Here is a 23,110-nt window from a genome sequence, read left to right on the forward strand (position 1 = left end):
GGCAAAACCTAAATTGACTTGTAATGGAGTGATTCGTATGTATCACGTCGTTACGGTTAGTTTAGGTTTTTTCTTTTATAAAAATGATAAAAGGCATGATTGTAGGGAGGGAAAGTTACTATGAAGTGTGAAAAATTAGCAAAAGACATACTGAAGAATGTTGGCGGGAGAGAAAATATAAGTAGCGTTGTACATTGTGTCACTCGTTTACGATTTCAGTTGAAAGATGAGGGGAAAGCAAATACAGAAGTACTGAAAAGTATGGAAGACATTGTGACTGTTATGAAAAGTGGCGGACAATATCAAGTTGTAATTGGTAACCATGTATCCGACGTATATAAAGCAGTTATTGCTGTTGGAGGGTTTCAAGAAACAGAGGAAGAAAGTGCGGGTGAGAAGAAAAAGAGTAGTCTTATAGATATTCTTTCTAGCATTTTCACTCCTATTTTAGGAGTGTTAGCTGCAACTGGGATGATTAAAGGATTGAATGCACTATTTGTAGCGTTAGGCTGGTTAAGTATGCAGTCAGGAACGTATCAAATATTAAATGCAGTTGGCGATTCGTTATTTTATTTCTTCCCAATCTTCTTAGGATATACAGCAAGTAAGAAATTTGGAGGATCACCATTCATCGGTATGGCAATTGGGGGAGCGTTAGTGTATCCGGCTTTATCCGGTTTAAAAGCAAGTGAGCCATTATATACGCTATTTGCAGGGACGATGTTTGAATCACCAATTCATATTACGTTTTTAGGAATACCAGTTATTTTAATGAACTACGCATCATCTGTTATTCCAATTATTCTTGCTGCTTATTTTGGAGCGAGAGTTGAACAGTCTTTAAAGAAAGTGATTCCGGATGTTGTGAAAACATTTGTACTACCATTCTTAACGTTACTAATCGTTGTACCAGTTACATTTCTCGTTATTGGTCCAATTGCGACGTGGGCAGGGCAGTTTTTAGGACAGGCGACACTTTGGGTTTATCATTTAAGCCCGTTAGTAGCAGGTTTGTTACTTGGCGCTTTCTGGCAAGTACTCGTTATATTCGGTCTTCATTGGGGAATTATTCCGATTGGTTTTAATAATTTAGCAGTGCACGGTATTGATCCGATACTCGCACTTATATTTGCTGCTTCATTTGCTCAAATAGGTGCTGTGCTTGGCGTTTGGGTGAAAACGAAAGATAAGAAATTAAAAACACTTAGTATTCCAGCTTTTATTTCAGGTATTTTCGGCGTTACAGAGCCGGCGATTTATGGTATTACACTTCCGCTTAAAAAGCCGTTTATTATGAGCTGTATTGCGGGAGGAATTGGTGGCGGAATACTTGGTGTATTCGGTACACAAGGGTATATGACAGGCGGACTTGGTATATTTGCACTTCCGACATTTATTAGTCCGAAAGATGGGATTACTGCTGGATTTTGGGGAGCAATCCTTGCGATGGTTGTTTCTTTACTAGTCGGTTTTATTCTGACTTACTTATTCGGTTTTACGAAAAAACAAACATCTACAGAAACAGAGGACACAAGTAAAAAAATTGCTGCATCAAACGATGATGAAGTAATATTTAGTCCTTTCCATGGCGTCGTTATGCCGCTTCAAAATATTGACGATGCTGCATTTGCATCAGGTGCACTAGGTGAAGGTGTCGCGATTGAGCCTTCAGAAGGAAAGTTGTTTTCACCAGTTTCAGGTACGATTTCTGCGCTGTTTCCGACGAATCATGCGGTAGGAATTACGGCAGATTCAGGTGCTGAAATTTTAATCCATATTGGGATGGATACTGTGAAATTAAATGGCGAATTTTTCTCCTCTCATATTGAACAAGGAGCGAGAGTAGAAAAAGGGCAATTACTTATTGAGTTTAATATATCTGAAATTCAAAAGGCGGGTTATATTGTGACAACGCCAGTCGTTGTTACAAATTATGATAAATATAGCATCAAAAAAACAGAAATAGAAAAGATTCAAGCAGGAGATTCCTTACTAAAGTTAGGAGTTAAATAGTAGTACATTTCATACAGGTTCAAACGAAGAAAGGTATTCTTTGAGAATCGTAATACCTTTCCTCGTTCATTCTTATATAAAGGAGTTTTTCTATATGTCTAAAGTTAATTTTCCAAAAGGATTTTTATGGGGTGGAGCAACTGCAGCCAATCAAGTTGAAGGCGCATATGTAGAAGACGGAAAAGGATTAACGACGGTTGATCTATTACCAACTGGTGAGAAACGTTGTGATATTATGAAAGGAAATATTCATTCCTTTACACCGGTAGAAGGAGAGTTTTACCCGTCACATGAAGCGATTGATTTTTACCATCGTTATAAAGAAGATATTGCGTTGTTTGCAGAGATGGGATTTAAAGCGTTACGCGTATCGATTGCTTGGACACGTATTTTCCCAAATGGTGATGATGAAAAGCCAAATGAGGCAGGGTTACAGTTTTATGATAATTTGTTTGATGAACTGTTAAAGCATGACATTGAACCAGTCGTTACGATGGCTCACTTTGATGTACCTGTTCATTTAGTAGAAAAGTATGGAAGCTGGAGAAGTAGAGAGCTTGTCACTTTCTTTGAGACGTACGCAAAAACGATTTTTAATAGATATAAAGATAAAGTGAAATATTGGATGACGTTTAATGAAATTAATATGCTGTTACATTTACCTTTCATGGGAGCAGGATTAGCGTTTAAAGAAGGTGATAATAAAAAACAAATTCAGTATCAAGCAGCGCATCACCAACTTGTCGCAAGTGCGTTAGCTGTAAAAGCGTGTCATGAAATTATTCCAGATGCAAAAATCGGTTGTATGCTTGCTGCTGGTGCGACGTATCCGTACACATGTAATCCAGACGACGTTCAACGCGCGATGGAACAAGACCGTGAATCATTCTTCTTCATTGATGTACAAGCAAGAGGAGCATATCCTGGATACGCAAAACGCTTCTTTACAGATAATAATGTAACAATTGAAATGGAAAAAGAAGACGAGGAAATTTTAAAAGAGCATACGGTTGATTATATTGGCTTTAGCTACTATTCAAGCCGAGCAACAAGTACAGATCCAGAAGTGTTAAAAAGCATAACGAGCGGAAATGTATTCGGTTCTGTTGAAAATCCATATCTTGAAAAATCAGAGTGGGGATGGACGATTGATCCGAAAGGCTTCCGTATTACAGCGAACCAACTGTACGATCGTTACCAAAAACCTTTATTTGTTGTTGAAAATGGTCTCGGTGCAATCGATCAATTAAATGGTGAAGACGAAGTGAATGATGAATACCGTATTGATTACTTACAAAAACATATGATTGAAATGTCCGAAGCCATCCAAGATGGAGTAGATATTATCGGATACACAAGCTGGGGCCCGATTGACCTTGTAAGTGCTTCTACTGGAGAAATGAAAAAACGTTACGGATATATATATGTTGATAAAGATAATGAAGGAAAAGGTTCATTAAAAAGATCGAAGAAGAAAAGCTTCGATTGGTATAAGGAAGTAATTAAGACGAATGGTGAGAGCTTGGAGTCTTAAGTATGAAAAGAAGACATCTTAATGGATGTCTTCTTTTTTCGTTGTGAATAAAGTGCGGAGCTAGATTTCCCTTTACACAAACATAACGGTATACTATAGTTAAGTTAAGTGAACTTAACTATTAAAACCGAAATAACCGCATGGAGGAAGAGTGCTATGACGAGAACGTATAAAGAAATAATTAATGAAATGAACCGAGCCTATAATGAATTCTACATTTTACTATTTCAGGAGTTAAAAGATGAGTACGGTCTTACAGGACAGCAAGAGAGTATGTTATTTCATATTCATTTAAATGAAAACACGACAGCAAATCACATTGCGACTACTTTTAATGTATCGAAAAGCGCTGTGAGCCAAGTGTTATCGAAATTGGAAAAGCAGAAGATGATTTCAAAACAAGTAAATCCTAATAATAAAAGGGAGTATTTCCTTACCCTTGGTCCAAACGGTAGTAAGTATATGGAGCAGTTGTCTGAGCTAGATGATGTATTAATTGAAAAGTATTTTTCAAAAATTGATATCGGTGCTTTAGAGCAAATGACGGATACGTTAAAGAAAATAAATAAGGTGATATTGGAAGAAAAACAGAAAGATCTTGATTGTAATGAGTAAAAAGGAGGAGAAGCATGTGATGAGTTACATACCAAATATGATGACGATAGCAAACTTTGTATGTGGACTTCTCGCTATTCACGCTGTTTTCGTTCACGATATGCATGGTGCAGTCATGTTCATTATTACAGGTATGGTATTTGATTTGTTTGATGGTATGGTGGCTCGGAAACTGGATGCTGTTTCGGAAATTGGCGGAGAGTTAGACTCATTTGCGGATTTAGTTACTTTTGGTGTGGCACCGTCTATTCTTGCCTATAGTGTCGCGTTAAAAGATTTGCAGTCTATTGGGATGATATGTGCGCTTGCTTATAGTATTTGCGGAATGCTTCGGCTTGCGAGATTTAATACACAACAAAGCAAACTCCCGACATTCATCGGAATGCCCATTCCATTTGCGGCAATGTGTCTCCTCATTTTATGTCTCTTAAATAAACCAGTTTCCGTGGCATTTGGCACATGCGTACTTGCTTATTTAATGGTGAGCAAAATCAAATTCCCTCATTTTAAAAAAGATATATCGGAAAGCTTGAAGTCCGAAAGATGGGAGTAATAGGAAAGGTAAGGAGCATAACATGATTCGTATGGCATTAAGATCATTTAACATACAAATATATTGTTTGCTAGGCGTGATGTTACTGGGATGGCTGATGACACCTTTTCGAGCACAGTTTGTAGGGATAAGCATTGGCCTTATAGTTAGTATGTACTGCGCCTGGATTTTAGGAAGGCGTATCGAAAAGTTTGGAAATAGCATCATAAAAAAAGAAAAAGCACCGATGCTTGGCATGATGAATCGATTTGCAGCCGCCATACTCGGCGCGATTATTATGTATGAAATTGAACACCGTGAGTACATGTGGACATTTGCTGCTGGAATTATGGGTGGGTATTTCTTGGTTATTGTTAATTTGGGGTATTATAGTATGAGGGATGAGAAGGAAGAAATATGAGGAAGTTAAGGGATTGCTATATGGCAATCCCTTAATTAATATAATTCCTTAATAGTTTCTTTAGCAAATTCATTAAAAGCATCGAACTCTAAAATTTTATTACAAATTGCAAGTACCTTTTCATTCACGCTAACTGTTTTCCTCTTGTCAGACTTCCATACTGCATTGATGAAAATACTACAAGGGTTGCATGTAAAGATTTAAGAAAAATTTTATATTTACCCCACTTTTTATTTTAAAAGTTTTTCTTATCCTATAAAGTGAAACTTTAATCAGTGGGGGCTTTCTTCATCCCCACTGATTATTAGTTGAACCAATCGGGCTTTTACGGGCAGTTGACCCTCCACCTAACTCCTTTGCTTTCGCTGAATTTTGAGGTGGGGGTCTTACTGCCCGTTAATGCGGGATAAACAACAAAGTCATAGATGAAATTTTAAAGTTAGGGGATTCCACATGCATACAGGAGTTTTAATGAGTTATTTGTATACGTATTTTTTTACTATAATTTTTTGTATTGTGTTTCAAATTGGATTTTATTTTAAAGCGAAAAACAATATATCTATTCGGCATTTTTTATGGGTATATGTTTTTCTATTCTACCTTTCGCTCGTGTATAAGGTGACGCAAATCGCGACTGTATGGGATATAAGTAGATATGAAACGTGGATTCGTGTAAATCAAATCAACTTGAATCTATTTGATACAGTAGGTAGTACTACGTATCTTTTAAACATTGTACTGTTTATGCCGTTCGGTTTTTTACTACCGACTATTTGGTCGCAGTTTAGAAAAATGAAAAACACCGTATGTGCGGGATTCTTTTTTTCATTGGCAATTGAGTTAAATCAATTATTAAATAATAGAATTACAGATATTGATGATTTATTTACGAACACCCTCGGGACGATTATTGGATATTTATTATATAGAGCTTTTAAAATGATATGTAAAAGAGAGGGGGAAAAGCTTGATACCAATTCTTCCCTAGTTATAAAATACGAAGCTGTTTTTTGTTTAGTGTGTTCATTTGTAGGTGCGATGTTAATTTATCATCCAGCTTTATTTGGGAGACCTGTAATTCTCCAATGAGATGTGCGATCTCGTTTATAAAATGATTCTAGTATTTCTTCCAATCAGCACAAGATTCTCTCTATACGTTATTAAGCTATTCAGCAGACTGTAAGATTATCAGTAATCGTACTGGTGAGATTGAAATAAAGACTGACAGTTTCTATCCAAGCTTTTCATTTATGTATGATGCGCAAGAATTATTTATTATTGGTGGAGAAGAAAAATGGTCACATATCGATTATATAAAGAGATTTTTCCATCTTGAGCAGATTACAGATGAGCGGACTGTTGATTTAAGAAAATGAGAGACGAGAAGGAATAAATGAGTAAACCCTCAAGTATAGAACGATATACTTGAGGGTTTTTATGTATGAAGAAGGGCCTTATATCATATATTTTATTCGTCGTTCCATGTAAGTCATTCGGTTTATAAAAACAATGTATTGAATAAATCAGTAAAGAAGGATTTTCTATTTTTCCCTAGAATGAACAGTAATGTAATAAGGAGGCAGTAAAATTTGAACAGGAAAATTTGGTATGTATTTACTTGTTTTGCTTTTTTAGTATCTAGTTATATTGTTGTCCAATATTTTATTATGGATGGATTTCAAACAGGGCTTGTAAAAGTGAAGCTTATGTTTGGATCTAAATTAAGTGCGTTCTGGTATATGATGCTATTTATACATATTACAACTAGTATAGTAGCATTAGTAATTGGTCCGTTTACATTATCCACTAAATTTAGAGAAAGGAATATCAACCGTCATCGAATAGCTGGGAGAATCTATATGGTTGGTATATTATTAGGAGGCGTTTCTGGACTGTACCTATCCTTTTATGCTACGGGAGGATTAGTAGCGAAGCTAGGTTTCGGTTTGTTATCTGTATTTTGGTTAACATCAGCATATCAAGCGTTACATAGGGTTAAGAATAAAAAAATGAAAGACCATCGGAATTGGATGATTAGAAATTATTCTTTAACCTTTGGAGCAGTTACATTAAGAATTTGGCTACCGTTGTTTATCGTTCTATTTGGGATAGAACATTTTGAACTTAGTTACGCTATTATTGCTTGGTTAGCGTGGGTACCTAATTTAATTGTTGCAGAATTATTCATAAGAAAAAGGCTTAATAAAGGAAAATACGAAGGAAATGAGGATTTACATTTTTAATGTAAATTTGCTGTAATATTGAGGACAGAAATTTTTAAATAGCTGAATTTCGTGCAAAAATAGGATGGCCCATTGAAGCCATCCTATTTTTATTTGTATTACCAATTAGCAGTTTCCGTATTTTCTTTCAACCACTTCACCCAATCAGAATCCTCCACCTTAAGCAAACTAAGTGAAACACCCTTCATATCTAAAGAAGTTAGTAGCGTACCAACTTTTACAAATGTAACTTGCAAGCCTTCCAGCTCACATAAACGGCGAATGTCATTTGCGAAAATGTATTGTTCCATTAATGGGGTTGCACCTAATCCATTAATGAGAATAGCGAAGTTGTCACCTTTTCTCCAGCGATAAATGCTTTTTAATTTGTTCATCAGTTCAATCGCTAATATTTCAGAAGAGGATAGCGCTTCTTTACGGTACCCTTTTTCGCCGTGGATACCGACGCCATAAAAGACTTCATCGTCGTTTAACGTGAAAGAAGCTTTTCCTTTCACTGGATTATTGGCAGGTGAAAGAGCGACTCCTAATGTGTGTAAGTTTTCAGTGATAGAATGGCCGAGTGCTGTTAGTTCTTCTAAAGAATGTCCTTCAAGGGCAGCCGCACCAAGTATTTTTTGAACGAAAACAGTGCCAGCGACGCCGCGTCTTCTTTTATTAAAAGAAGCATCATCTTCAATTGAAACGTCGTCATTTACGATGATATGGTCAATTTTTCTTCCTTCTTCTTTGGCAATTTTTTCAGTCTCTAAAAAGTTAGTTACATCATCTTTAAAGTTTTTGATGATGAATAAAATACTCTTATCTTTTGGTATGAGGCGAGTTGCAGCAATAATTTGTTCCACTGTAGGCGGAGTGAAAATCCTGCCGTTTACTGCCGCTGTAAGCATTCCTTTTCCTACATAGCCAACATCAGCAGGTTCATGTCCGCTACCACCGCCGCTTATAATAGCGACGTCTTGCTGCAGTTTTTCGATATCTTTTACATAAATGATGTTATTTGTTTCGTCGTAATTTACTTTGTCGTTATGTTCAAAATAAAAGCCATGCAGCATATCTTGAACGATATGTTGTACATCATTCATAATCTTTTTCATTGCTTTTTCCACCCTTTAATTACTTTGCTGATTGCTCCAGTAATAGTAGTAATTGATTGTTTATCATATTTTTCATGAGAGAAGACATAATGGACGGATCTACTTTGCAGTTGCTTTCAATCCAATCTTTTATCGTTCCGACGAAGCCGTGACTATAAAAGGAGGCAATCGTATTTTTTGTCTCATCAGAAAGGCTGAATCCATAGCTCACAGATAATTCATCAATAATCTTCATATATAAGTTTTTCGTATGCTCAAATAAATAGTGATTAAACGAGTTTTGTTCAATGACTTTAAAAGCATTTCGGTAAAATTTTTGATTTTCATAAAAGTAATCAAATAATAAATCGAAAATGTTTTCCCACGTTTCATAGTCGAGAAAGTCGATAATGTTCTCTTTCGTTTCTTCTCTATAAATCCAGCTTAATAGTTCAAATTTATCTTTAAAATGATAATAAAAAGTTTGCCTACGCATTTGACAGTGTAACATAATATCGCTCACTGATATTTTATGAAATGACTCTGTTTCCATTAAATACTTCAATGAGTTCGCGATTATCTTTTTAGAAATTATAGAAGAGGTCATCTGAATCATCCCTAGAATGTTAGTAATATGAAAATCCTACCCATAAATGAGAGCGGTGTCTTTAGACAGATTGTCCATTTTGTCCGTTTACTATAAAACGCTTTCATTTTAACATGGATAGTAAGAAGAAGATTTCAAATATATCACAATATATTAAAGGAATTGAGGGAGAAGCACAATGAAAAAGATTATAAACAAACCAGAAACATTAGTAATGGAAATGTGTAACGGAATGGTTATGGCTCATCCAGAGCTTGAGCTTTTGAAAAAATATAAAGTCATTAAGAAGAAAGAAATGAACGAAAACAAAGTAACGTTAATTAGTGGCGGCGGTAGTGGTCATGAGCCGGCACATGCAGGATTAGTCGGAAAAGGAATGTTAGATGCGGCAGTGTGCGGAGATGTGTTTGCGTCACCTTCACAAATTCAGGTATATCAAGCAATTAAAGAAACAGCTAGTAAAAAAGGTACGTTATTAATTATTAAAAATTATAGCGGCGATATTATGAATTTCAAAAACGGTGCGCATTTAGCGACTGAAGATGGAATTGAAGTTGACTACGTAAAAGTGGACGATGATATCGCGGTAGAAGATAGCCTATATACAGTAGGACGCCGCGGCGTTGCGGGCGTTATTTTAGTCCATAAAATTGCTGGTGCAGCAGCGGAAGCAGGTATGGATTTAGGAGCGGTGAAAGCTGTAGCAGAAAAAGCAGCTGCTAACGTGCGCACAATCGGTTTAGCGTTAACGTCTTGTACCGTTCCAGCGAGCGGATCACCTACTTTCACACTTGCGGAAGATGAAATGGAATACGGCGTAGGTATTCACGGCGAACCAGGAATTAAACGTGAAAAAATGCTGTCGGCTGATGAATTAGCGAACCGTATGACAAATGATTTAATGAAAGATTTAGGAGTAAAAGACGGCGAGGAAATCGCACTTCTAGTTAACGGTTTTGGCGGTACGCCACTGCAAGAACTTTACTTATTTAACAACGCAGTTACGAGAGAATTAGCAGCTAGAAACATTAAAATTAATAGAGTATTTGTCGGTAACTATATGACTAGTATCGATATGGCAGGTATGTCTTTAACAGTGATGAAGCTAGATGATGAGCTAAAAACATTACTATCGAAAGAATGTAATACACCAGCGTTTAAAGTAGATGGGCCAGTTGAAAGTGTTGAGTATGTAAATGTACTTGAAGAGGCAGAAGAGAAGGAAGTTTCCTTTGAACTAGAAACGGCGGAAGAGCACGCTGTGATTAAAGATAATGTTATTACATTAAACAACATGGTTTATCTCGTTGATAAAATGAGCGATATTATTATTAAAAATGAAGTACCATTCTGTGAGCTAGACACGCATGCTGGTGATGGAGACTTCGGAATGAGTGTAGCAAAAGGATTTAAGCAATTAAAACGTGAGTGGCATTCGATTGTAGAACAAGAAAACGTCACGATCGGATCATTCCTTGACGGTTGTTCGATGATTATTATGGAACATTGCGGCGGCGCATCTGGTCCAATTTGGGGCGGTGCATTCCGCGCAGCTAGTAAAGCAGCAGGCGAAAAACGTGAGCTAACAGTGAAAGAATTTGCTGAAATGTTGCAAGCAGCACTGCAAGGCATACAATCGATCGGTGAAAGATCATTCGGAAGAGGAGCAGTAGTTGGTGATAAAACACTTGTTGACGCACTTGCTCCATGTGTAGACTCTTGGTTAGTTAGCGCTTCAAGCGAAGAAGACATGAAAACTGCCTTTGAAAAAGGTGCAGAAGCAGCAGTTAAAGGAGCAGAGTACACGAAAGAAATCGTAGCTCGCATGGGCCGCGCCGGTACAGTTGGTGAAAGAAGTTTAGGCTATCCAGATGCAGGTGCGCATGCACTTGGGGTTATCTTTACGGAGATTGCGGGTAGTTTGAAATAGGAATAATGTTAGTTTGAAAGAATCCCCTTCATGGTAAGTTGTTTACTGTGGAGGGGATTTTTGTAGTTGATATATATAATTTCATTAAATGTTCTCTCCACAAAGATATGTATTTTATAAATACTGAGATGAAAATTTTAAAAGAAGTAATATGAGTCCTTATTTTTTACGGTACTTATTAATCTTTCTCATCATTGGCTTAGTAATACCGGGGGGGATTATAAATATATTAATTACATAATTTGTCCCTATCAAAATGAACGTTTTTTGCATCTAATATATTGTAAATATATTTTATTTTGAAAGGATGTGATGATATGGCTCATAAATCTACTGGAGTGTTTCGAGTTCCAGTTTCTGAAAATGGGATTATTCCAACTGCTCTCAACATTATGTTAAACAATGATTCACGCTGCCATACTAGTAATGTAACGGTAACTGTTAAGAGAAGTCCAAACACTTCTTTCCCAACTCAAAATGAATTAGTTGAAATCTCTCGTACTTTTGTTTCTTTACAACCGAACAGAACAACTAAGATTGTGTTGTTTACTCCAGAATTCCAAATAGAAGATTTTCTTGATGTTATTATTAGTGGAAATAAAGCTGATGTTAAGGATGTTCTTGTATATTCTTTCTTAGCAGATTCAGCGGGTCACAATTTGTCATCTACTGTTTTCAGAAATGCAGAATACACTTTTGCCTGCTGACAACGTGATGATGTATTCTTTACATCATATCAAGGTGCCATCCTGCAGCATGATATGATAGTAATTTTATTGTGTTGTTATTATATAAGAAAAGAAGACATCGATTAAGATGTCTTCTCTTACTTGTACACTTGGTGTTAAGAAGGTATTATATTGCTTAAAAACCATAAAAAATTGTAGAAACTATTATTAAATCAAATCATGTTCTCTATTAACAAATTTTTTAATTTTATTCCCATATAATACTTTCTTTGGATTTATAATTATAAGTAAAATCGCAACTATTAAATAAAAAATTGCAGTATACATAATTAATTCAATTAATGGTCCATTTATTATGCCAATAAATAAATTAAAGAAAAAATGGATGATAATTGGAACAATTAAATTTTGATTTAAATTATAAAATGTTGTCATGATAATTGTAGTAGATATAATTGCAATCATAAAAAATAAAATATATTTGATTAAATTACTGCCTGTAAAACCTGTAGTAAACCATATAGGAAGATGCCACATTCCCCACCAAAAACCAATAATGATTGAAGATTTTAATGGCGAGTATTTTTTCTGGAGCTCCATTAATGCAAAACCCCTCCACCCTAATTCTTCTCCTAGTGGTCCAGATACAATAGTTTTAACAACATAATAAAGTAACACGCCCCATGTAGTTCTATTAAAAATAGAGTCTGCTTCACTATTAGTCGAAATGAGAAACAGCATTGTCAAAAATATAATTATTTGAATCATACTGACAGTAAGAACGATAGAGTAGTTAAGTTTATTTTTAAATCTATCTTTTACGAATTGAATAAAACTTTGTCCAGAATAAATTCTTTTAAATAGAAACATAAAAGCAAAAGTGGAAGACCAAGCTGATATGCAGAGCATTACATCAAAAATCCAAGTTGGAAAATGTAATAACTTTGTAATTCCTACAAGCAGAAAAAGTGGCCAAAAAATAATGTTGGTTAGTAATATAAAACTTACCACGGGCTTTTTCAGTCTTTTATCTTCAGTCATATACAATCCCACCTTAAGCTAAATTTTTAACATATAATAATGTACTTATTCAGCGCGTCGAGATAATGAACCGAATATTCTTTCTATTATATTTGACATATGTAAATTCCTACAGAGATTTTTCATTGTATATGTTGGAGTTACTTGCCGTTTACGTTATAAGAGATATATACATCTTGGTAAATTTTTAGATGCAATGGGTGTTTCAAGATTTTTTTGCTTCATATGTTAAAGAATATGGAGCAAAAACCAGAAAATGAAAAGATTTATACAGAACTATAGGTATATATAATTTTATACATTTACATAGTTTTTTAATTTTAAACAGTAAACTAATTCTGGATGGTGTCCTTCTTCAATCTCTCCTGTTGGCCTAAAACCCACTTTTTCATAAATCCGCTTTGCGCGTTCATTATCGTGAATAACCGATAAGAATATTTCTTCGCATTTGTACGTCTGAACCATACTATCTATTACTGCTTTTAAAACAGGAACCCCATACCCTATCCCTTGATATTGATGGCCAAGCATCATACTAATTAACTCATATTGCTTCGTTTCATTTCTAAACCCATACGAAGCAAAACCTATTAAAACATCATTATCATATATAGCTTTCGGAGTAAACCCAAACGTTTGGCAAGCTGCAAGAAAGAAAGCATTTGAACCAACCCATCTTTCATATATTTGAATGTGTTTTTCTTGAAGTTTATCTGATTTTAAATTAATAATTTCAAAGAAATTTTCTTCTGTTACATCTATTAATTTTAGATTCATCTTTTCCCCTCTTTCCATTTTTTACATTATCTATTCTAATTCTTTATCGTATTTCTTATTCCTTTATCTTCTTAATCAATAACTCATTAGTATTCCACATACTAATTGCATGAATTAAGAGGTTTCGTGCACTACTTCTTGGAAGTTGATCATGTAGTGCTCTATTTCGTAATTCACTATGTTTTCCAAAGAAAATAATGAAAGGAAAGGCGATGAATACATTTACAAAATGACAAAACTGTAAGAATACACGAATGTTTGTAAGAAAGTTCGATGTTTTCCTTTTTCTTTTTTTATTATAGTGAAAAAGAAGAACGAAATATTCTCTTATGTAGGAAAGGAAGATAATAATGATTGATCTATTAAATAAATGGATGTTAGAAAGTACAGGCAATTTCAATATTGTTGTAGGACTTACAGCACTTCTATTTTTAGGTTCAGTAATTGCACTTATTATTATTTACAAAAAAATTGGTAAACCAGATGAAAGAACAAATGCTATTTATTTTAAAATTATTTCTTGTATGTTTACTACTCAAATTCTAATGAATTGCATATTTATTTCTTTAGTTGGTAAAGATATCGAGAATTTCCGTCAAATCTTTATATTATTTGAAGCTTTTGTATTCTTTATTGGAGCTATTTATTCGTTTAAATTATATAGACAGGAATACAAATAGTTCACTTATAAGAAACAATAAAAAATGTAAACTTTTCATTTTTAGTTTACTGTATATTCTATACATATGAGGTTAATATAACGTCTCATTATCGGTAGCAAGAAAAAGGCGAATTCCAAATTTCAAAAGGAATTCGCCTTTTTCTTTTTCTATAACCCTATCCATCTCTTTATACATTCCTATCATGGCAGTACCCTATTTATAGGTTATGAGAAAGGGTGTTTTTTGCACTATTATCTATTCTTAGATATTATTAATAATATCTATATGAACTTCTTTTTTATTAAAAAAGGTTTGGCGGTGTGTAAAATGATTAAAGGGATTAAAAATATTGAAACGAAAGAACCGATAAAAATGTTTCTATTGGTTCCCTGTAGTATTCTTTTGTTTGATAATATTTATCAACATTTTATTCTTAGAAAGGACTTTTCACTACAGAAACTTTTATTTGAACTCGTATTTTTATTTATTTTTATTTCATTTATTTTATATAATAAGTGTTTACAAAAAATGAATAAACAAATGTTTACAAAATATATTTTTCTTGGAGTAAGTATTATTTATCTTTTGGCATATGATCTTATGTTTATACGTAATCCTGATGCCTCTTTACATATCCCTTATTTAGAGTGCTTCTTATTAATTTCTGCACCTTTATTTTTAAGTATTCAGTATCTGCTATGGGTATCTATTTGTATGATATGTAGATTTTTAATTGCTATTTATTATTTTGACATTAACTATCCAATATCATTAATACTATTGTTTCTAACAATTTTTGTTACGTCATTTTTTGTATTTCTTTCATTAAAATTTTTAGTACAAAAAATCAAAGCATCCTATGAAAAACAAATGAAAGAAACAGCTTTATCGATAATGAGGATAATGGAATTAAAGGACCAATATACGAAAGGACATAGTGAACGTGTAGCAAATTATGCTACTATTCTTGCTAAAGAAACAAATGAATATGATGATAATTCTTTAAAACAATTTCATTTTATTTGTTTATTACATGATATAGGGAAAATAGGTATTCCGGATGAAGTTTTAAAGAAAGCATCTTCTCTTACAGAAGAAGAATATAATATTATTAAGACACACCCACAATTAGGATTAGAAGTCTTCAAAAATATATCTTTAATAAAAGGTAGTGAAGATATAATTCTTTCTCATCATGAAAGATGGGATGGAAAGGGCTATCCTCAAAAACTAAAAGGAAATGAAATACCATTATGCGCAAGAATTGTTGCAATAGCAGATGCTTTTGATGCGATGACTTCTTCAAGAGCGTATCGTTCGGCTCTATCTCCTGAAGAGGCGTATAGACGTATTATAGAAGGATCTGGTACACAATTTGATCCTTCCATGGTAGAGATTTTCAAAAAGGTATTTCCTTTGTGGGAAAAAATGGTCCCCAATTCTTTTCGTTAAAAACACATGTCTGAAATCGATTCTTATTTCAGGTATGATGAATACGAAAAATGAAAAAACAAATTCAATCGTGATAAAAGTTTGGAACTAGATAATGAATAAGGCACATAAAGAAAAGGTACCTATATGTAGGTACCTTTTCTAATAGTTTTTTAGCAGAAACAACTGCATCCGATAATGATTAATAGAATAAATAATACAACTAATAAAGCAAATCCTCCAGCGAAACCGCAGCCTTCGCCGCAACTACCACCATATCCCATAACAATTGTGCCTCCTTTAGATAAGAGGGGAAAACTAGGGTTCATTCCATGGATTTTAATGGGTTCACTTTACCTTATGTTTTAAAGAACGAATGGAGCAGGTCCTTTTGAAAATAAAGAAAAAACGCCATTAGGCGCCTTCCTTTTAGGTAGATAAGACTTTAGTTTTCCAATCTAAAGAAATTTTGTATCAGTTCTTTGTGAGTATATCATAATATCTGGTTGATTTATTATGCATTGTTACATACTTCTCTAAATTCCTCTATTTTTCATTTGATAAAATAAAATCCTAATATTACCAAAAGTTAAATAAATATTTCTACATATTCAAGATATTTACATAAATTACAAAAGTGATACATTTAAGTTGTAAGTTATAAAAACTATTAAAGGGGGATTTATTATGTTCAAGAAATTAGTAGTAGGGCTATTAGCAACTGGTATTGCATTAACAGGAGGAATTGGAGCGGCTTCAGCTGATACGCAAAAGGCTGTGAGTTCGCCGAAGCAAGCAGCATGCTCAATTCCTTATGAGTATTCTAATGGTAAATTCAAAAGAACTCTTTATTACTCAAATGGAGTATATGCTAATAGTTTTACTGAAAATGTTTGTGGCGGGACGATTACATGGCATTTAAAACATGTTCAAAATGGAGTTGCTTTTTACGAAGGTAATTTAAAATAGTAGAGTTTTTGAACCTCATGTATTGAGGTTCTTTTATTTTTGATTTTTAAACTGATTCTCTATAAAAAAGCTAGGATTTCTCTTAGCAAAAGAGTTATATGTCATACAGAAAGACAATTGTATGCAAACTGGATATTTTCAATTTTATTATATAACGTTTATTGAGGGATTAATTGAATTATAGCAATCTTTACGTAAGTTTTATGTGATATTAAAGTTTTTGGGAGAGGTTGAAGTAGAATTTTGTACAAATAAGTAGGAAGTATGGGGATAATATTATAAATAAAGGGCTCAATTCTCAAAAGGGAGAGAGTTGAGCCTGAAGAGGTAATTACTAAGCTCTCGGGTTGATGAAAACTAGTAATTAAATAAAATCGCCCTAGGTTTAAGGGGTCTAGGGTTTCACGTTTTGGTATATCTCACACGACATTATAAAAAGAATAGAACGTACTGAAGATAACACATGAATGTTTCATAAATGTATCAAAAAAATGAACAAATTGTGTTTGAAATAAAAAAGGTCCTTACTATTATGTAAGAACTCTATAAACAAAGAAAAAAGTCGTATGTGCCTCTATATTAGAATTGAAAGTTAGCAAGCAATACTTAAAAAAGTAAAAACGGTAAATCCGTAAACTAATAAGCTACTAGTAGCAAGGAATTTTATAATTTCATGTGTAGAAATAATAGTTAAACATAGTGATATAGATGCACCTATAAAGAATTGGTACTTCGTATGTATATTTGTAAGATTAATTATTACAAGTATAGTTAAGAAAAGTGAAATGAAGTTAAAATATCTTTTCATTGTCATATTTCCTTTCAATGTTTGATCTGTATTTATTATACCGGATTGTACCAGTAATAACATACTTTGTAATGAATCTTAATAGAAATCTTATTTTTCATAAATAAAAAGGCAGTTGTTTCCGCAACCACCTTTCAGCAAAACAAAGCACTTTTTCAGAAATAAAATATGGATGATTCCTAAAAATGTTATAGGATATAATTCCATTTTTATATTTCAAGTGACGAGCTTAATTTATAAGAGAGGAATGACTACATTATATGAAAGCTTGTTTAACAAGGTTACATATAAAAGAGCAGCTAGCAAAGGCTAACTGCTCAATACAAGGAGATACAGAGAAAACTAAATGGTTTTTGGCATACAGCCTATCAACATTATGGACATAATATTGAGTTTTATTCGAAGGAATTCATGTTTTATAAATTAGATTATAATAATATATAATTTAACAAATGCTACGATTGGTTTAGGGTTAATAAGGCAATACATCGCTCCACAGAAATTAGAAAAGGCTGTAGCTTGTATAATGAAATAAGTGATGATATGGCACGAAAGCAAACGCGAGAGTCTCTTAGTATTGTACTAGATAAAACGATAAATGCGTTTATAAAAATGAGGAATAAAAGAAAGGACCCCCTGGAGTTCGGGTCCTTTTAGAAGTGATGATGTTTTCTTGGCTTGGGAAACTGAGAAAATACAAAAATATAATACATTGAGATTTAGAGAATTTCAATACTAAATTAGAGATTATCATGAGGGAGTTATAACGAGTTACTATTTATATATCCACAAGTAAAACAACATAATATCACCATGAGCTTCTATAACAATATGAATTTTTGCATATTTCAAAACCTAATATATCCTTCAAAAAATTTTAATAGTATAATATGTTTTGTCATATTTTTTTTAGATTTTTCGACAAAAAATAACATAAATAGAAACGATATTGGGAGAAGGAATTATGTACACAAAACTACTAAAATCAATTACATCATTATCACTTATTGGTGGTGCTTTACTGTATACAAACGGCAGTGATGTGAGAGCTGCTGAGGCGGGGATTTTTTCTGATGTGCCTACATCGCATTGGTCGTATCCAGCGATTAAAGATTTATCGAGTAAAAATATTATTTCTGGTTATGGAAATGGGAAGTTTGGTTTCGGTGATGTTGCGACGAGAGAGCAAGTTGCAGCTTTAATTTATCGTGCGTTGTTACCGAATAAGCAAGGTGGTACGTTTAGTAATGACGGTGCTTGTTACGTATTACAAGATGGATCCACTTTAAACAATCCGTATCGAGATATTCGCTCAGGATCCACATTGTTTCCAGAAGAGGTTTTAACGTTAACGAAATTAGGGATTTTTAACGGGGATGGAAACGGAGGTTTTAGACCGAAAGATTCTGTTAGCCGTGCAGAAATGGCGCAAATTATTAAAAATGCTTTTCAAGTTTCGGCTAAGCAAAAGCATACATTTAATGATGTTCCGAATGGTTTTTGGGCAGAAGGGGCGATTAGTGCGGTGCAGTCAAACGGGATTGCATCTGGTACAGGCGACGGGAAATTTGAACCTTCTAAAACGGTAACGCGTGAACAATATGCACAGTTTTTATATAATGCTTTGCAGTATAAAAAGCCTGCGGTTGCGGTGCAAGATACAGGGGATGCAGCACTATTAGCAGCATTTAAAGATGAAGTGCAAAAGCGTATTAATGCGTACGAAACGAATATTACACTTCCATATAAAACGACAAATAGTAATACAAAAGAAGTGATGAATACACTTTTTAACGCCTATAAAGAAGTGGCAAGTAAAAATGAGTATACAAATAATAATAGATCGAATGTTTCATATGGACTTTCTGGATCACCTGGAAATTATACGTTTACGCTGAAAATTACATATCGTGAAACGAAAGAACAAACAGAATATGTAATGAAGCAAGCAAAAGCAATTGTTTCTTCTATTATACAAGTTGGGATGGATGATCACGAAAAAGTGAAAGCGATTCATGATTATGTCGTAAAACATGTTTCTTATGATACGTCTTATAAAGCTTACACAGCATATGAAGCACTCGTAAATCGTTCTGCGGTTTGCCAAGGTTACGCACTATTAACTTACCAATTATTAAAAGAAGCTGGAATTGAAAATCATTTCGTAACGGGAACTGGTGATGGACAACCTCATGCTTGGAATCTAGTGAAAATCGAAAACAAATGGTATCACCTTGATACAACATTTGATGATCCAGTGCCAGATGAACAAGGCCGCGTAACATATTCTTATTTCAACTTATCAGATGAGCAAATCGCAAGAAATCATGAGTGGAACCGAGGGGAATATCCGCAAGCTACAACAAATTATTATAGTACATTAACAAATAAAATTGCTGCAGGTGGTACGAAAATCCCTGCCTATCAGCAAATATTAAAAGATACAAAGTTAAATTATTTAGGAAATGAATACATCGCAAATAACTATAATGAATTAAAAAATAAAATGCATCAACGTTATAACGAAAAGTCACCAAAGATCGAAATCCTTTATAAACAATCAATGGATGGCGCATTGCAAGATGTGAAAAAAGCAATTGGGGAAATCGGTTATCCGCAAGGGGCGAGCCGTGTTTCTTATAAAGCGGAGCCGTATAATGCGAAAGAAGGGTATTCTTTAGTGACGATTACGTTTATGTAAAAAATAACCTAGATCCTATGGGATCTAGGTTATTTTTTATAACTTAATTTGACATATACAGTCGAACTGTATAAAATCAAACTATACAGTTTGACTATATAGTTTAGCTATATATTTATCGTTACATTGGAGGTCTTTATGAATAGAGATAAGAATTTACCATTAACGGAAACAACGTATTACGTTCTTTTAGCTTTATTAGAGCCAGCACATGGTTATTTAATTATGCAAAAGGTGGAGGAACTGAGTAATCATCAAGTAAAAATCGCAGCGGGTACATTGTATGGGGCGGTTGAAAATTTATTAAAACAAGGGTTAATAGAATCGGTAAAAAGTGAAGATAAACGAAGAAAAGTGTATGTCATTACGGAACGCGGGAAAGAAGTATTGCATTTAGACTTTATGAGAATGCAGCACATTATTGCCGTTACAAAAAGTTTATTACATGTATAGTTAGGGGGAAACGATGATGTGGAGATTGAAATTCTTTTTAGACTTTGAAAAAGAGGAAAAATGGTTAGAAGAGATGGCTTGGAAAGGCTATCAATTAGAAAGCAATACATTTGGTTATACATTTAGATATACAGAACCAGAAGATGCGACGATTAGAATAGACCATAGAGTATTTAGTAGAAAAAGTGAATTTATGAATTACTGTACATTATTTGAAGATAGTGGCTGGGAGCATATAGCTGGTAATTGGTGGTCAGGTACGCACTATTTTAAAAAGGTAAATGAGGAAAATGAAGATGACATTTTTTCAGATCAAATGTCACGAGCAGGGAAATATAAACGTCTATCTAAAACATTTTTAGAATTAGCGATATGTTCTATTCCGATATTAATTCTATTTATGTTTAATGACACGATTCGTTTAGGAGCACTTGCAAATCCGAAAGAACTATATTTTACGCCAGGACTATGGGATAAGCAAGGTGTATCATTTCTATGGGCATTCTTATTTGAAACACCACTTGCATTGATGAGAGGCTTTGCATGGTTGTTTATCCCTGCTGCAATTGTTATGTATTTAGTTTGTTCGTATAAAGCAAATCGATTATATGAAGAGAGAAGATGATAGGATGGGTCCCCTTAAAGCTGATGCTTTGAGGGGATTTTTTGCATTTATAAACTGTATTTTTTTAAATGGATAAAGGAAATGAGTGCGTATTGGAAGCAAGTTAGTACGATTTTAATTTAGTTGTATAAACATTATATGCTGGAATAACCTTCTTTAAATATTCCATAATTAACCTACAAAAAACATTTTTATATGTTAATATTAAAAAATGTGTACGGTATTTTTTTAATATATTATTTTAAGAATAAGGGGATTCAATTATGAATTTTAAACAATTAATTTTAGCAGGGGCAGTTATTGCATCAACAACACTAACACCTCTAACAAATGTGCAAGCAGAAAATACACTAGGATTTAAAGATGTTCCTGAAAATCACTGGTCTTATCAAGCAATTATGGATTTAAAAGAGAAAAATATTGTGGCTGGTTATGGAAACGGAATGTTTGGTTTTGGTGATAATATTACACGAGGACAAGTAGCTAGACTAATATATGCCTACTTGAAGCCAGTAGATGAACTTAATACACAAAACCCTTTCACAGATATAGAAGAGCATATGTTTAAAAAAGAAATTTTAGCTCTTAATAAAGCTGGTATTATGAACGGATTTGGTAATGGGAAATTTGGTCCAGATAACGTTTTAACGCGTGAACAATTAGCTGTTGTATTAACAAAGGCTTTTAACTTCAAAGCAACATCTACTACTACTTTCAAAGATGTAGATAAAAATTACTGGGCAACAAATGCTATCAGTGCATTACAAGAAAATAAAATTACGACGGGCACAGGTGATAATAAGTTTGAACCACAAAGTCTCGTGACTCGTGAGCAGTATGCACTATTCTTATACAATGCTATTATTAAATCCGAAAAACCAGAAAAAGAGCCTGAGTCAAAGCCTACTGTTATTCCGCAAGATTTAGCAGACGATGATATTTATTATGACAAAGATTATTGGATGAATGGATCATCTGTATTAAAAAAATCTATCTCTAAGGAAGCGCAAAATCTTGTTACTGAAATTAATGCAAAATATAATGCGGAGCTAAAATATATAGGGATAGGCGGTCCACGTTCAGAGGTCGTGTTATTCTCTCCGGTATTAGAAGGGATTCCAGAATTTAATGGGAATTTCACTGTAGAAGGCGATAATGAAAGTAACTTTACCGTTAATTTTGTAATTGATAGAGGTCAAGGTAAGAAGGCGTTAGTAGAGTTAGGGAAAAAATGGATCAATATGATAAATCCAAACTTAGATTTGAGTACAGAGATTGATAATATAGTGGCTTCTAATACACGCACAGGTAATTTTGATATAAATAAAAACAATCTTAAAATAGAGATAAGCTTAGAGAAGCAAAATTCTAGTAGCGATCTAATGAGTGTTAAAATCCACAAGTAAAAAAGAGGAGTGAAATTTCACTCCTCTTTTAATTATATTATTTCTACTGTTATCCCTCATTTGCCCGTAAATGCTCGATAGGTTCAATTAATAATCAATGGGGAAGGGGGCTTACCGCTGATTATAGTTTCACTTTATGTTTGGTGACGCTATATAATTGGAATTAAAAATGGTTTGTTTAGGGTTAATTGTTATTTATATCCTTTTTTGTTTGAGTGTGATAAAATTAATAATAATATTCCTTAGGAGGATGATCATCATTCATACACTTTTAGGTATTATTGGAGCAATTGTTTTACTCGCTTTTGTTATCCACCCCGGTGTTCCAGACAAACGTGTCCCTCTAAAAAATAAACTTGCAGTAATCCTTCCATTGATTGTTATATCCGGGTTAATTTCATTGTATATATAATTTGAAAAAGTACGTAACTTAATTTAGTAAAAACCTCACTAGAACTATCACTATGGCTAATTCTTCACGATAATTACGTGCTAATTCCTTTTTCTTCTGGTTCCTACGTCATATATAAGATATACAGTATAAATTTTATTGGTATGTTACACCGACTTAGCATGT

The 23,110-nt window shown here is 33.7% G+C and carries 22 protein-coding genes and 1 pseudogene; 17 read left to right on the forward strand and 6 right to left on the reverse strand.

Annotated elements, in window-relative coordinates:
• Positions 1–120 precede the first annotated feature (120 nt).
• The 8 genes and pseudogenes from EKQ63_RS06515 to EKQ63_RS06550 all read left to right on the forward strand — a co-directional run bounded on the left by EKQ63_RS06515 (position 121) and on the right by EKQ63_RS06550 (position 7,358).
• On the forward strand, positions 121–2,013 hold the full coding sequence (locus EKQ63_RS06515; protein ID WP_143880877.1) for a beta-glucoside-specific PTS transporter subunit IIABC: 1,893 nt from the start codon (positions 121–123) through the stop codon (positions 2,011–2,013).
• Between the two features lie 94 nt (positions 2,014–2,107).
• The gene (locus tag EKQ63_RS06520) at positions 2,108–3,547 is read left to right on the forward strand and encodes a 6-phospho-beta-glucosidase (protein WP_143880878.1); all 1,440 of its coding nucleotides are present in this window, start codon (positions 2,108–2,110) and stop codon (positions 3,545–3,547) included.
• 156 nt (positions 3,548–3,703) lie between these two features.
• Positions 3,704–4,162, forward strand: a complete 459-nt coding sequence (locus EKQ63_RS06525) for a MarR family winged helix-turn-helix transcriptional regulator (RefSeq protein WP_000198936.1) — start codon at positions 3,704–3,706, stop codon at positions 4,160–4,162.
• A 19-nt stretch (positions 4,163–4,181) separates the two neighbouring features.
• Positions 4,182–4,715: a CDP-diacylglycerol--serine O-phosphatidyltransferase gene (gene pssA / locus EKQ63_RS06530; protein ID WP_143881757.1), complete on the forward strand. Its 534-nt coding sequence runs from the start codon at positions 4,182–4,184 to the stop codon at positions 4,713–4,715.
• Between the two features lie 22 nt (positions 4,716–4,737).
• Positions 4,738–5,115 (forward strand): ATP synthase subunit I, encoded by a 378-nt coding sequence (locus EKQ63_RS06535; RefSeq protein ID WP_143880879.1) that lies wholly within the window; start codon positions 4,738–4,740, stop codon positions 5,113–5,115.
• Between the two features lie 453 nt (positions 5,116–5,568).
• Complete coding sequence (locus EKQ63_RS06540; protein WP_087951535.1) at positions 5,569–6,204, forward strand: VanZ family protein; 636 nt, start codon at positions 5,569–5,571, stop codon at positions 6,202–6,204.
• A 32-nt stretch (positions 6,205–6,236) separates the two neighbouring features.
• A pseudogene (locus tag EKQ63_RS06545) lies at positions 6,237–6,491 on the forward strand (hypothetical protein); the annotation flags it as partial.
• A 213-nt stretch (positions 6,492–6,704) separates the two neighbouring features.
• Positions 6,705–7,358 carry a DUF2306 domain-containing protein gene (locus tag EKQ63_RS06550; protein ID WP_143880880.1) on the forward strand — a complete coding sequence of 218 codons (654 nt, stop codon included), beginning with the start codon at positions 6,705–6,707 and terminating at the stop codon, positions 7,356–7,358.
• A 98-nt stretch (positions 7,359–7,456) separates the two neighbouring features.
• Here the strand turns inward: EKQ63_RS06550 and dhaQ are convergent, their stop codons facing one another.
• Complete coding sequence (dhaQ, locus tag EKQ63_RS06555; protein WP_143880881.1) at positions 7,457–8,455, reverse strand: DhaKLM operon coactivator DhaQ; 999 nt, start codon at positions 8,453–8,455, stop codon at positions 7,457–7,459.
• Between the two features lie 19 nt (positions 8,456–8,474).
• Positions 8,475–9,041 carry a dihydroxyacetone kinase transcriptional activator DhaS gene (gene dhaS / locus EKQ63_RS06560; RefSeq protein ID WP_143880882.1) on the reverse strand — a complete coding sequence of 189 codons (567 nt, stop codon included), beginning with the start codon at positions 9,039–9,041 and terminating at the stop codon, positions 8,475–8,477.
• 178 nt (positions 9,042–9,219) lie between these two features.
• Here dhaS and dhaK point away from each other — a divergent pair, with 178 nt between their 5' ends.
• Entirely contained in the window at positions 9,220–10,971 is a 1,752-nt protein-coding gene (gene dhaK, locus EKQ63_RS06570) for a dihydroxyacetone kinase subunit DhaK (RefSeq protein WP_143880883.1), read from the forward strand.
• Between the two features lie 317 nt (positions 10,972–11,288).
• Positions 11,289–11,678, forward strand: coding sequence for a hypothetical protein (locus EKQ63_RS06575; RefSeq protein ID WP_087951540.1), 390 nt, complete (start codon positions 11,289–11,291; stop codon positions 11,676–11,678).
• Between the two features lie 189 nt (positions 11,679–11,867).
• On the opposite strand, the gene EKQ63_RS06580 is transcribed toward EKQ63_RS06575, so the two are convergent.
• Both EKQ63_RS06580 and EKQ63_RS06585 read right to left on the reverse strand, forming a co-directional pair.
• Positions 11,868–12,701, reverse strand: coding sequence for a CPBP family intramembrane glutamic endopeptidase (locus EKQ63_RS06580; protein ID WP_087951542.1), 834 nt, complete (start codon positions 12,699–12,701; stop codon positions 11,868–11,870).
• Between the two features lie 294 nt (positions 12,702–12,995).
• The gene (locus tag EKQ63_RS06585) at positions 12,996–13,478 is read right to left on the reverse strand and encodes a GNAT family N-acetyltransferase (RefSeq protein WP_001049722.1); all 483 of its coding nucleotides are present in this window, start codon (positions 13,476–13,478) and stop codon (positions 12,996–12,998) included.
• A gap of 350 nt (positions 13,479–13,828) precedes the next feature.
• Here EKQ63_RS06585 and EKQ63_RS06595 point away from each other — a divergent pair, with 350 nt between their 5' ends.
• Positions 13,829–14,158 carry a 6-aminohexanoate hydrolase gene (locus EKQ63_RS06595; RefSeq protein WP_087951544.1) on the forward strand — a complete coding sequence of 110 codons (330 nt, stop codon included), beginning with the start codon at positions 13,829–13,831 and terminating at the stop codon, positions 14,156–14,158.
• A gap of 309 nt (positions 14,159–14,467) precedes the next feature.
• Positions 14,468–15,592, forward strand: a complete 1,125-nt coding sequence (locus tag EKQ63_RS06600) for an HD-GYP domain-containing protein (RefSeq protein WP_142940632.1) — start codon at positions 14,468–14,470, stop codon at positions 15,590–15,592.
• A gap of 152 nt (positions 15,593–15,744) precedes the next feature.
• Here the strand turns inward: EKQ63_RS06600 and EKQ63_RS06605 are convergent, their stop codons facing one another.
• Entirely contained in the window at positions 15,745–15,855 is a 111-nt protein-coding gene (locus EKQ63_RS06605; RefSeq protein ID WP_000540371.1) for a YjcZ family sporulation protein, read from the reverse strand.
• Between the two features lie 403 nt (positions 15,856–16,258).
• Here EKQ63_RS06605 and EKQ63_RS06610 point away from each other — a divergent pair, with 403 nt between their 5' ends.
• The gene (locus EKQ63_RS06610; protein ID WP_087995452.1) at positions 16,259–16,540 is read left to right on the forward strand and encodes a hypothetical protein; all 282 of its coding nucleotides are present in this window, start codon (positions 16,259–16,261) and stop codon (positions 16,538–16,540) included.
• A 592-nt stretch (positions 16,541–17,132) separates the two neighbouring features.
• On the opposite strand, the gene EKQ63_RS30550 is transcribed toward EKQ63_RS06610, so the two are convergent.
• The gene (locus EKQ63_RS30550; protein ID WP_372514586.1) at positions 17,133–17,348 is read right to left on the reverse strand and encodes a hypothetical protein; all 216 of its coding nucleotides are present in this window, start codon (positions 17,346–17,348) and stop codon (positions 17,133–17,135) included.
• A gap of 964 nt (positions 17,349–18,312) precedes the next feature.
• On the opposite strand from EKQ63_RS30550, the gene EKQ63_RS06625 reads away from it, so the two are divergent.
• The 4 genes from EKQ63_RS06625 (at position 18,313) to EKQ63_RS06640 (ending at position 22,533) form a co-directional block, all read left to right on the forward strand.
• On the forward strand, positions 18,313–20,049 hold the full coding sequence (locus EKQ63_RS06625; protein ID WP_143880886.1) for an S-layer homology domain-containing protein: 1,737 nt from the start codon (positions 18,313–18,315) through the stop codon (positions 20,047–20,049).
• A 138-nt stretch (positions 20,050–20,187) separates the two neighbouring features.
• Entirely contained in the window at positions 20,188–20,502 is a 315-nt protein-coding gene (locus tag EKQ63_RS06630) for a PadR family transcriptional regulator (protein WP_001078063.1), read from the forward strand.
• Positions 20,503–20,515: 13 nt separating this feature from the next.
• Entirely contained in the window at positions 20,516–21,127 is a 612-nt protein-coding gene (locus EKQ63_RS06635) for a DUF2812 domain-containing protein (protein ID WP_088327694.1), read from the forward strand.
• Between the two features lie 263 nt (positions 21,128–21,390).
• Positions 21,391–22,533 (forward strand): S-layer homology domain-containing protein, encoded by a 1,143-nt coding sequence (locus EKQ63_RS06640; protein WP_143880887.1) that lies wholly within the window; start codon positions 21,391–21,393, stop codon positions 22,531–22,533.
• Positions 22,534–23,110: the final 577 nt, after the last annotated feature.

Source organism: Bacillus sp. BD59S, from assembly GCF_007363175.1.
Classification (GTDB): Bacteria; Bacillota; Bacilli; order Bacillales; family Bacillaceae_G; genus Bacillus_A; species Bacillus_A pacificus.

Bases quoted from the DNA above. Each gene is read 5' to 3' on its own strand.
- EKQ63_RS06515 (WP_143880877.1), top strand. From the start codon at position 121: ATGAAGTGTGAAAAATTAGCAAAAGACATACTGAAGAATGTTGGCGGG.
- EKQ63_RS06520 (WP_143880878.1), top strand. From the start codon at position 2,108: ATGTCTAAAGTTAATTTTCCAAAAGGATTTTTATGGGGTGGAGCAACT.
- EKQ63_RS06525 (WP_000198936.1), top strand. From the start codon at position 3,704: ATGACGAGAACGTATAAAGAAATAATTAATGAAATGAACCGAGCCTAT.
- pssA (WP_143881757.1), top strand. From the start codon at position 4,182: ATGAGTTACATACCAAATATGATGACGATAGCAAACTTTGTATGTGGA.
- EKQ63_RS06535 (WP_143880879.1), top strand. From the start codon at position 4,738: ATGATTCGTATGGCATTAAGATCATTTAACATACAAATATATTGTTTG.
- EKQ63_RS06540 (WP_087951535.1), top strand. From the start codon at position 5,569: ATGCATACAGGAGTTTTAATGAGTTATTTGTATACGTATTTTTTTACT.
- dhaQ (WP_143880881.1), bottom strand. From the start codon at position 8,455: ATGAAAAAGATTATGAATGATGTACAACATATCGTTCAAGATATGCTG.
- dhaS (WP_143880882.1), bottom strand. From the start codon at position 9,041: ATGACCTCTTCTATAATTTCTAAAAAGATAATCGCGAACTCATTGAAG.
- dhaK (WP_143880883.1), top strand. From the start codon at position 9,220: ATGAAAAAGATTATAAACAAACCAGAAACATTAGTAATGGAAATGTGT.
- EKQ63_RS06575 (WP_087951540.1), top strand. From the start codon at position 11,289: ATGGCTCATAAATCTACTGGAGTGTTTCGAGTTCCAGTTTCTGAAAAT.
- EKQ63_RS06580 (WP_087951542.1), bottom strand. From the start codon at position 12,701: ATGACTGAAGATAAAAGACTGAAAAAGCCCGTGGTAAGTTTTATATTA.
- EKQ63_RS06585 (WP_001049722.1), bottom strand. From the start codon at position 13,478: ATGAATCTAAAATTAATAGATGTAACAGAAGAAAATTTCTTTGAAATT.
- EKQ63_RS06595 (WP_087951544.1), top strand. From the start codon at position 13,829: ATGATTGATCTATTAAATAAATGGATGTTAGAAAGTACAGGCAATTTC.
- EKQ63_RS06600 (WP_142940632.1), top strand. From the start codon at position 14,468: ATGATTAAAGGGATTAAAAATATTGAAACGAAAGAACCGATAAAAATG.
- EKQ63_RS06605 (WP_000540371.1), bottom strand. From the start codon at position 15,855: ATGGGATATGGTGGTAGTTGCGGCGAAGGCTGCGGTTTCGCTGGAGGA.
- EKQ63_RS06610 (WP_087995452.1), top strand. From the start codon at position 16,259: ATGTTCAAGAAATTAGTAGTAGGGCTATTAGCAACTGGTATTGCATTA.
- EKQ63_RS30550 (WP_372514586.1), bottom strand. From the start codon at position 17,348: ATGAAAAGATATTTTAACTTCATTTCACTTTTCTTAACTATACTTGTA.
- EKQ63_RS06625 (WP_143880886.1), top strand. From the start codon at position 18,313: ATGTACACAAAACTACTAAAATCAATTACATCATTATCACTTATTGGT.
- EKQ63_RS06630 (WP_001078063.1), top strand. From the start codon at position 20,188: ATGAATAGAGATAAGAATTTACCATTAACGGAAACAACGTATTACGTT.
- EKQ63_RS06635 (WP_088327694.1), top strand. From the start codon at position 20,516: ATGATGTGGAGATTGAAATTCTTTTTAGACTTTGAAAAAGAGGAAAAA.
- EKQ63_RS06640 (WP_143880887.1), top strand. From the start codon at position 21,391: ATGAATTTTAAACAATTAATTTTAGCAGGGGCAGTTATTGCATCAACA.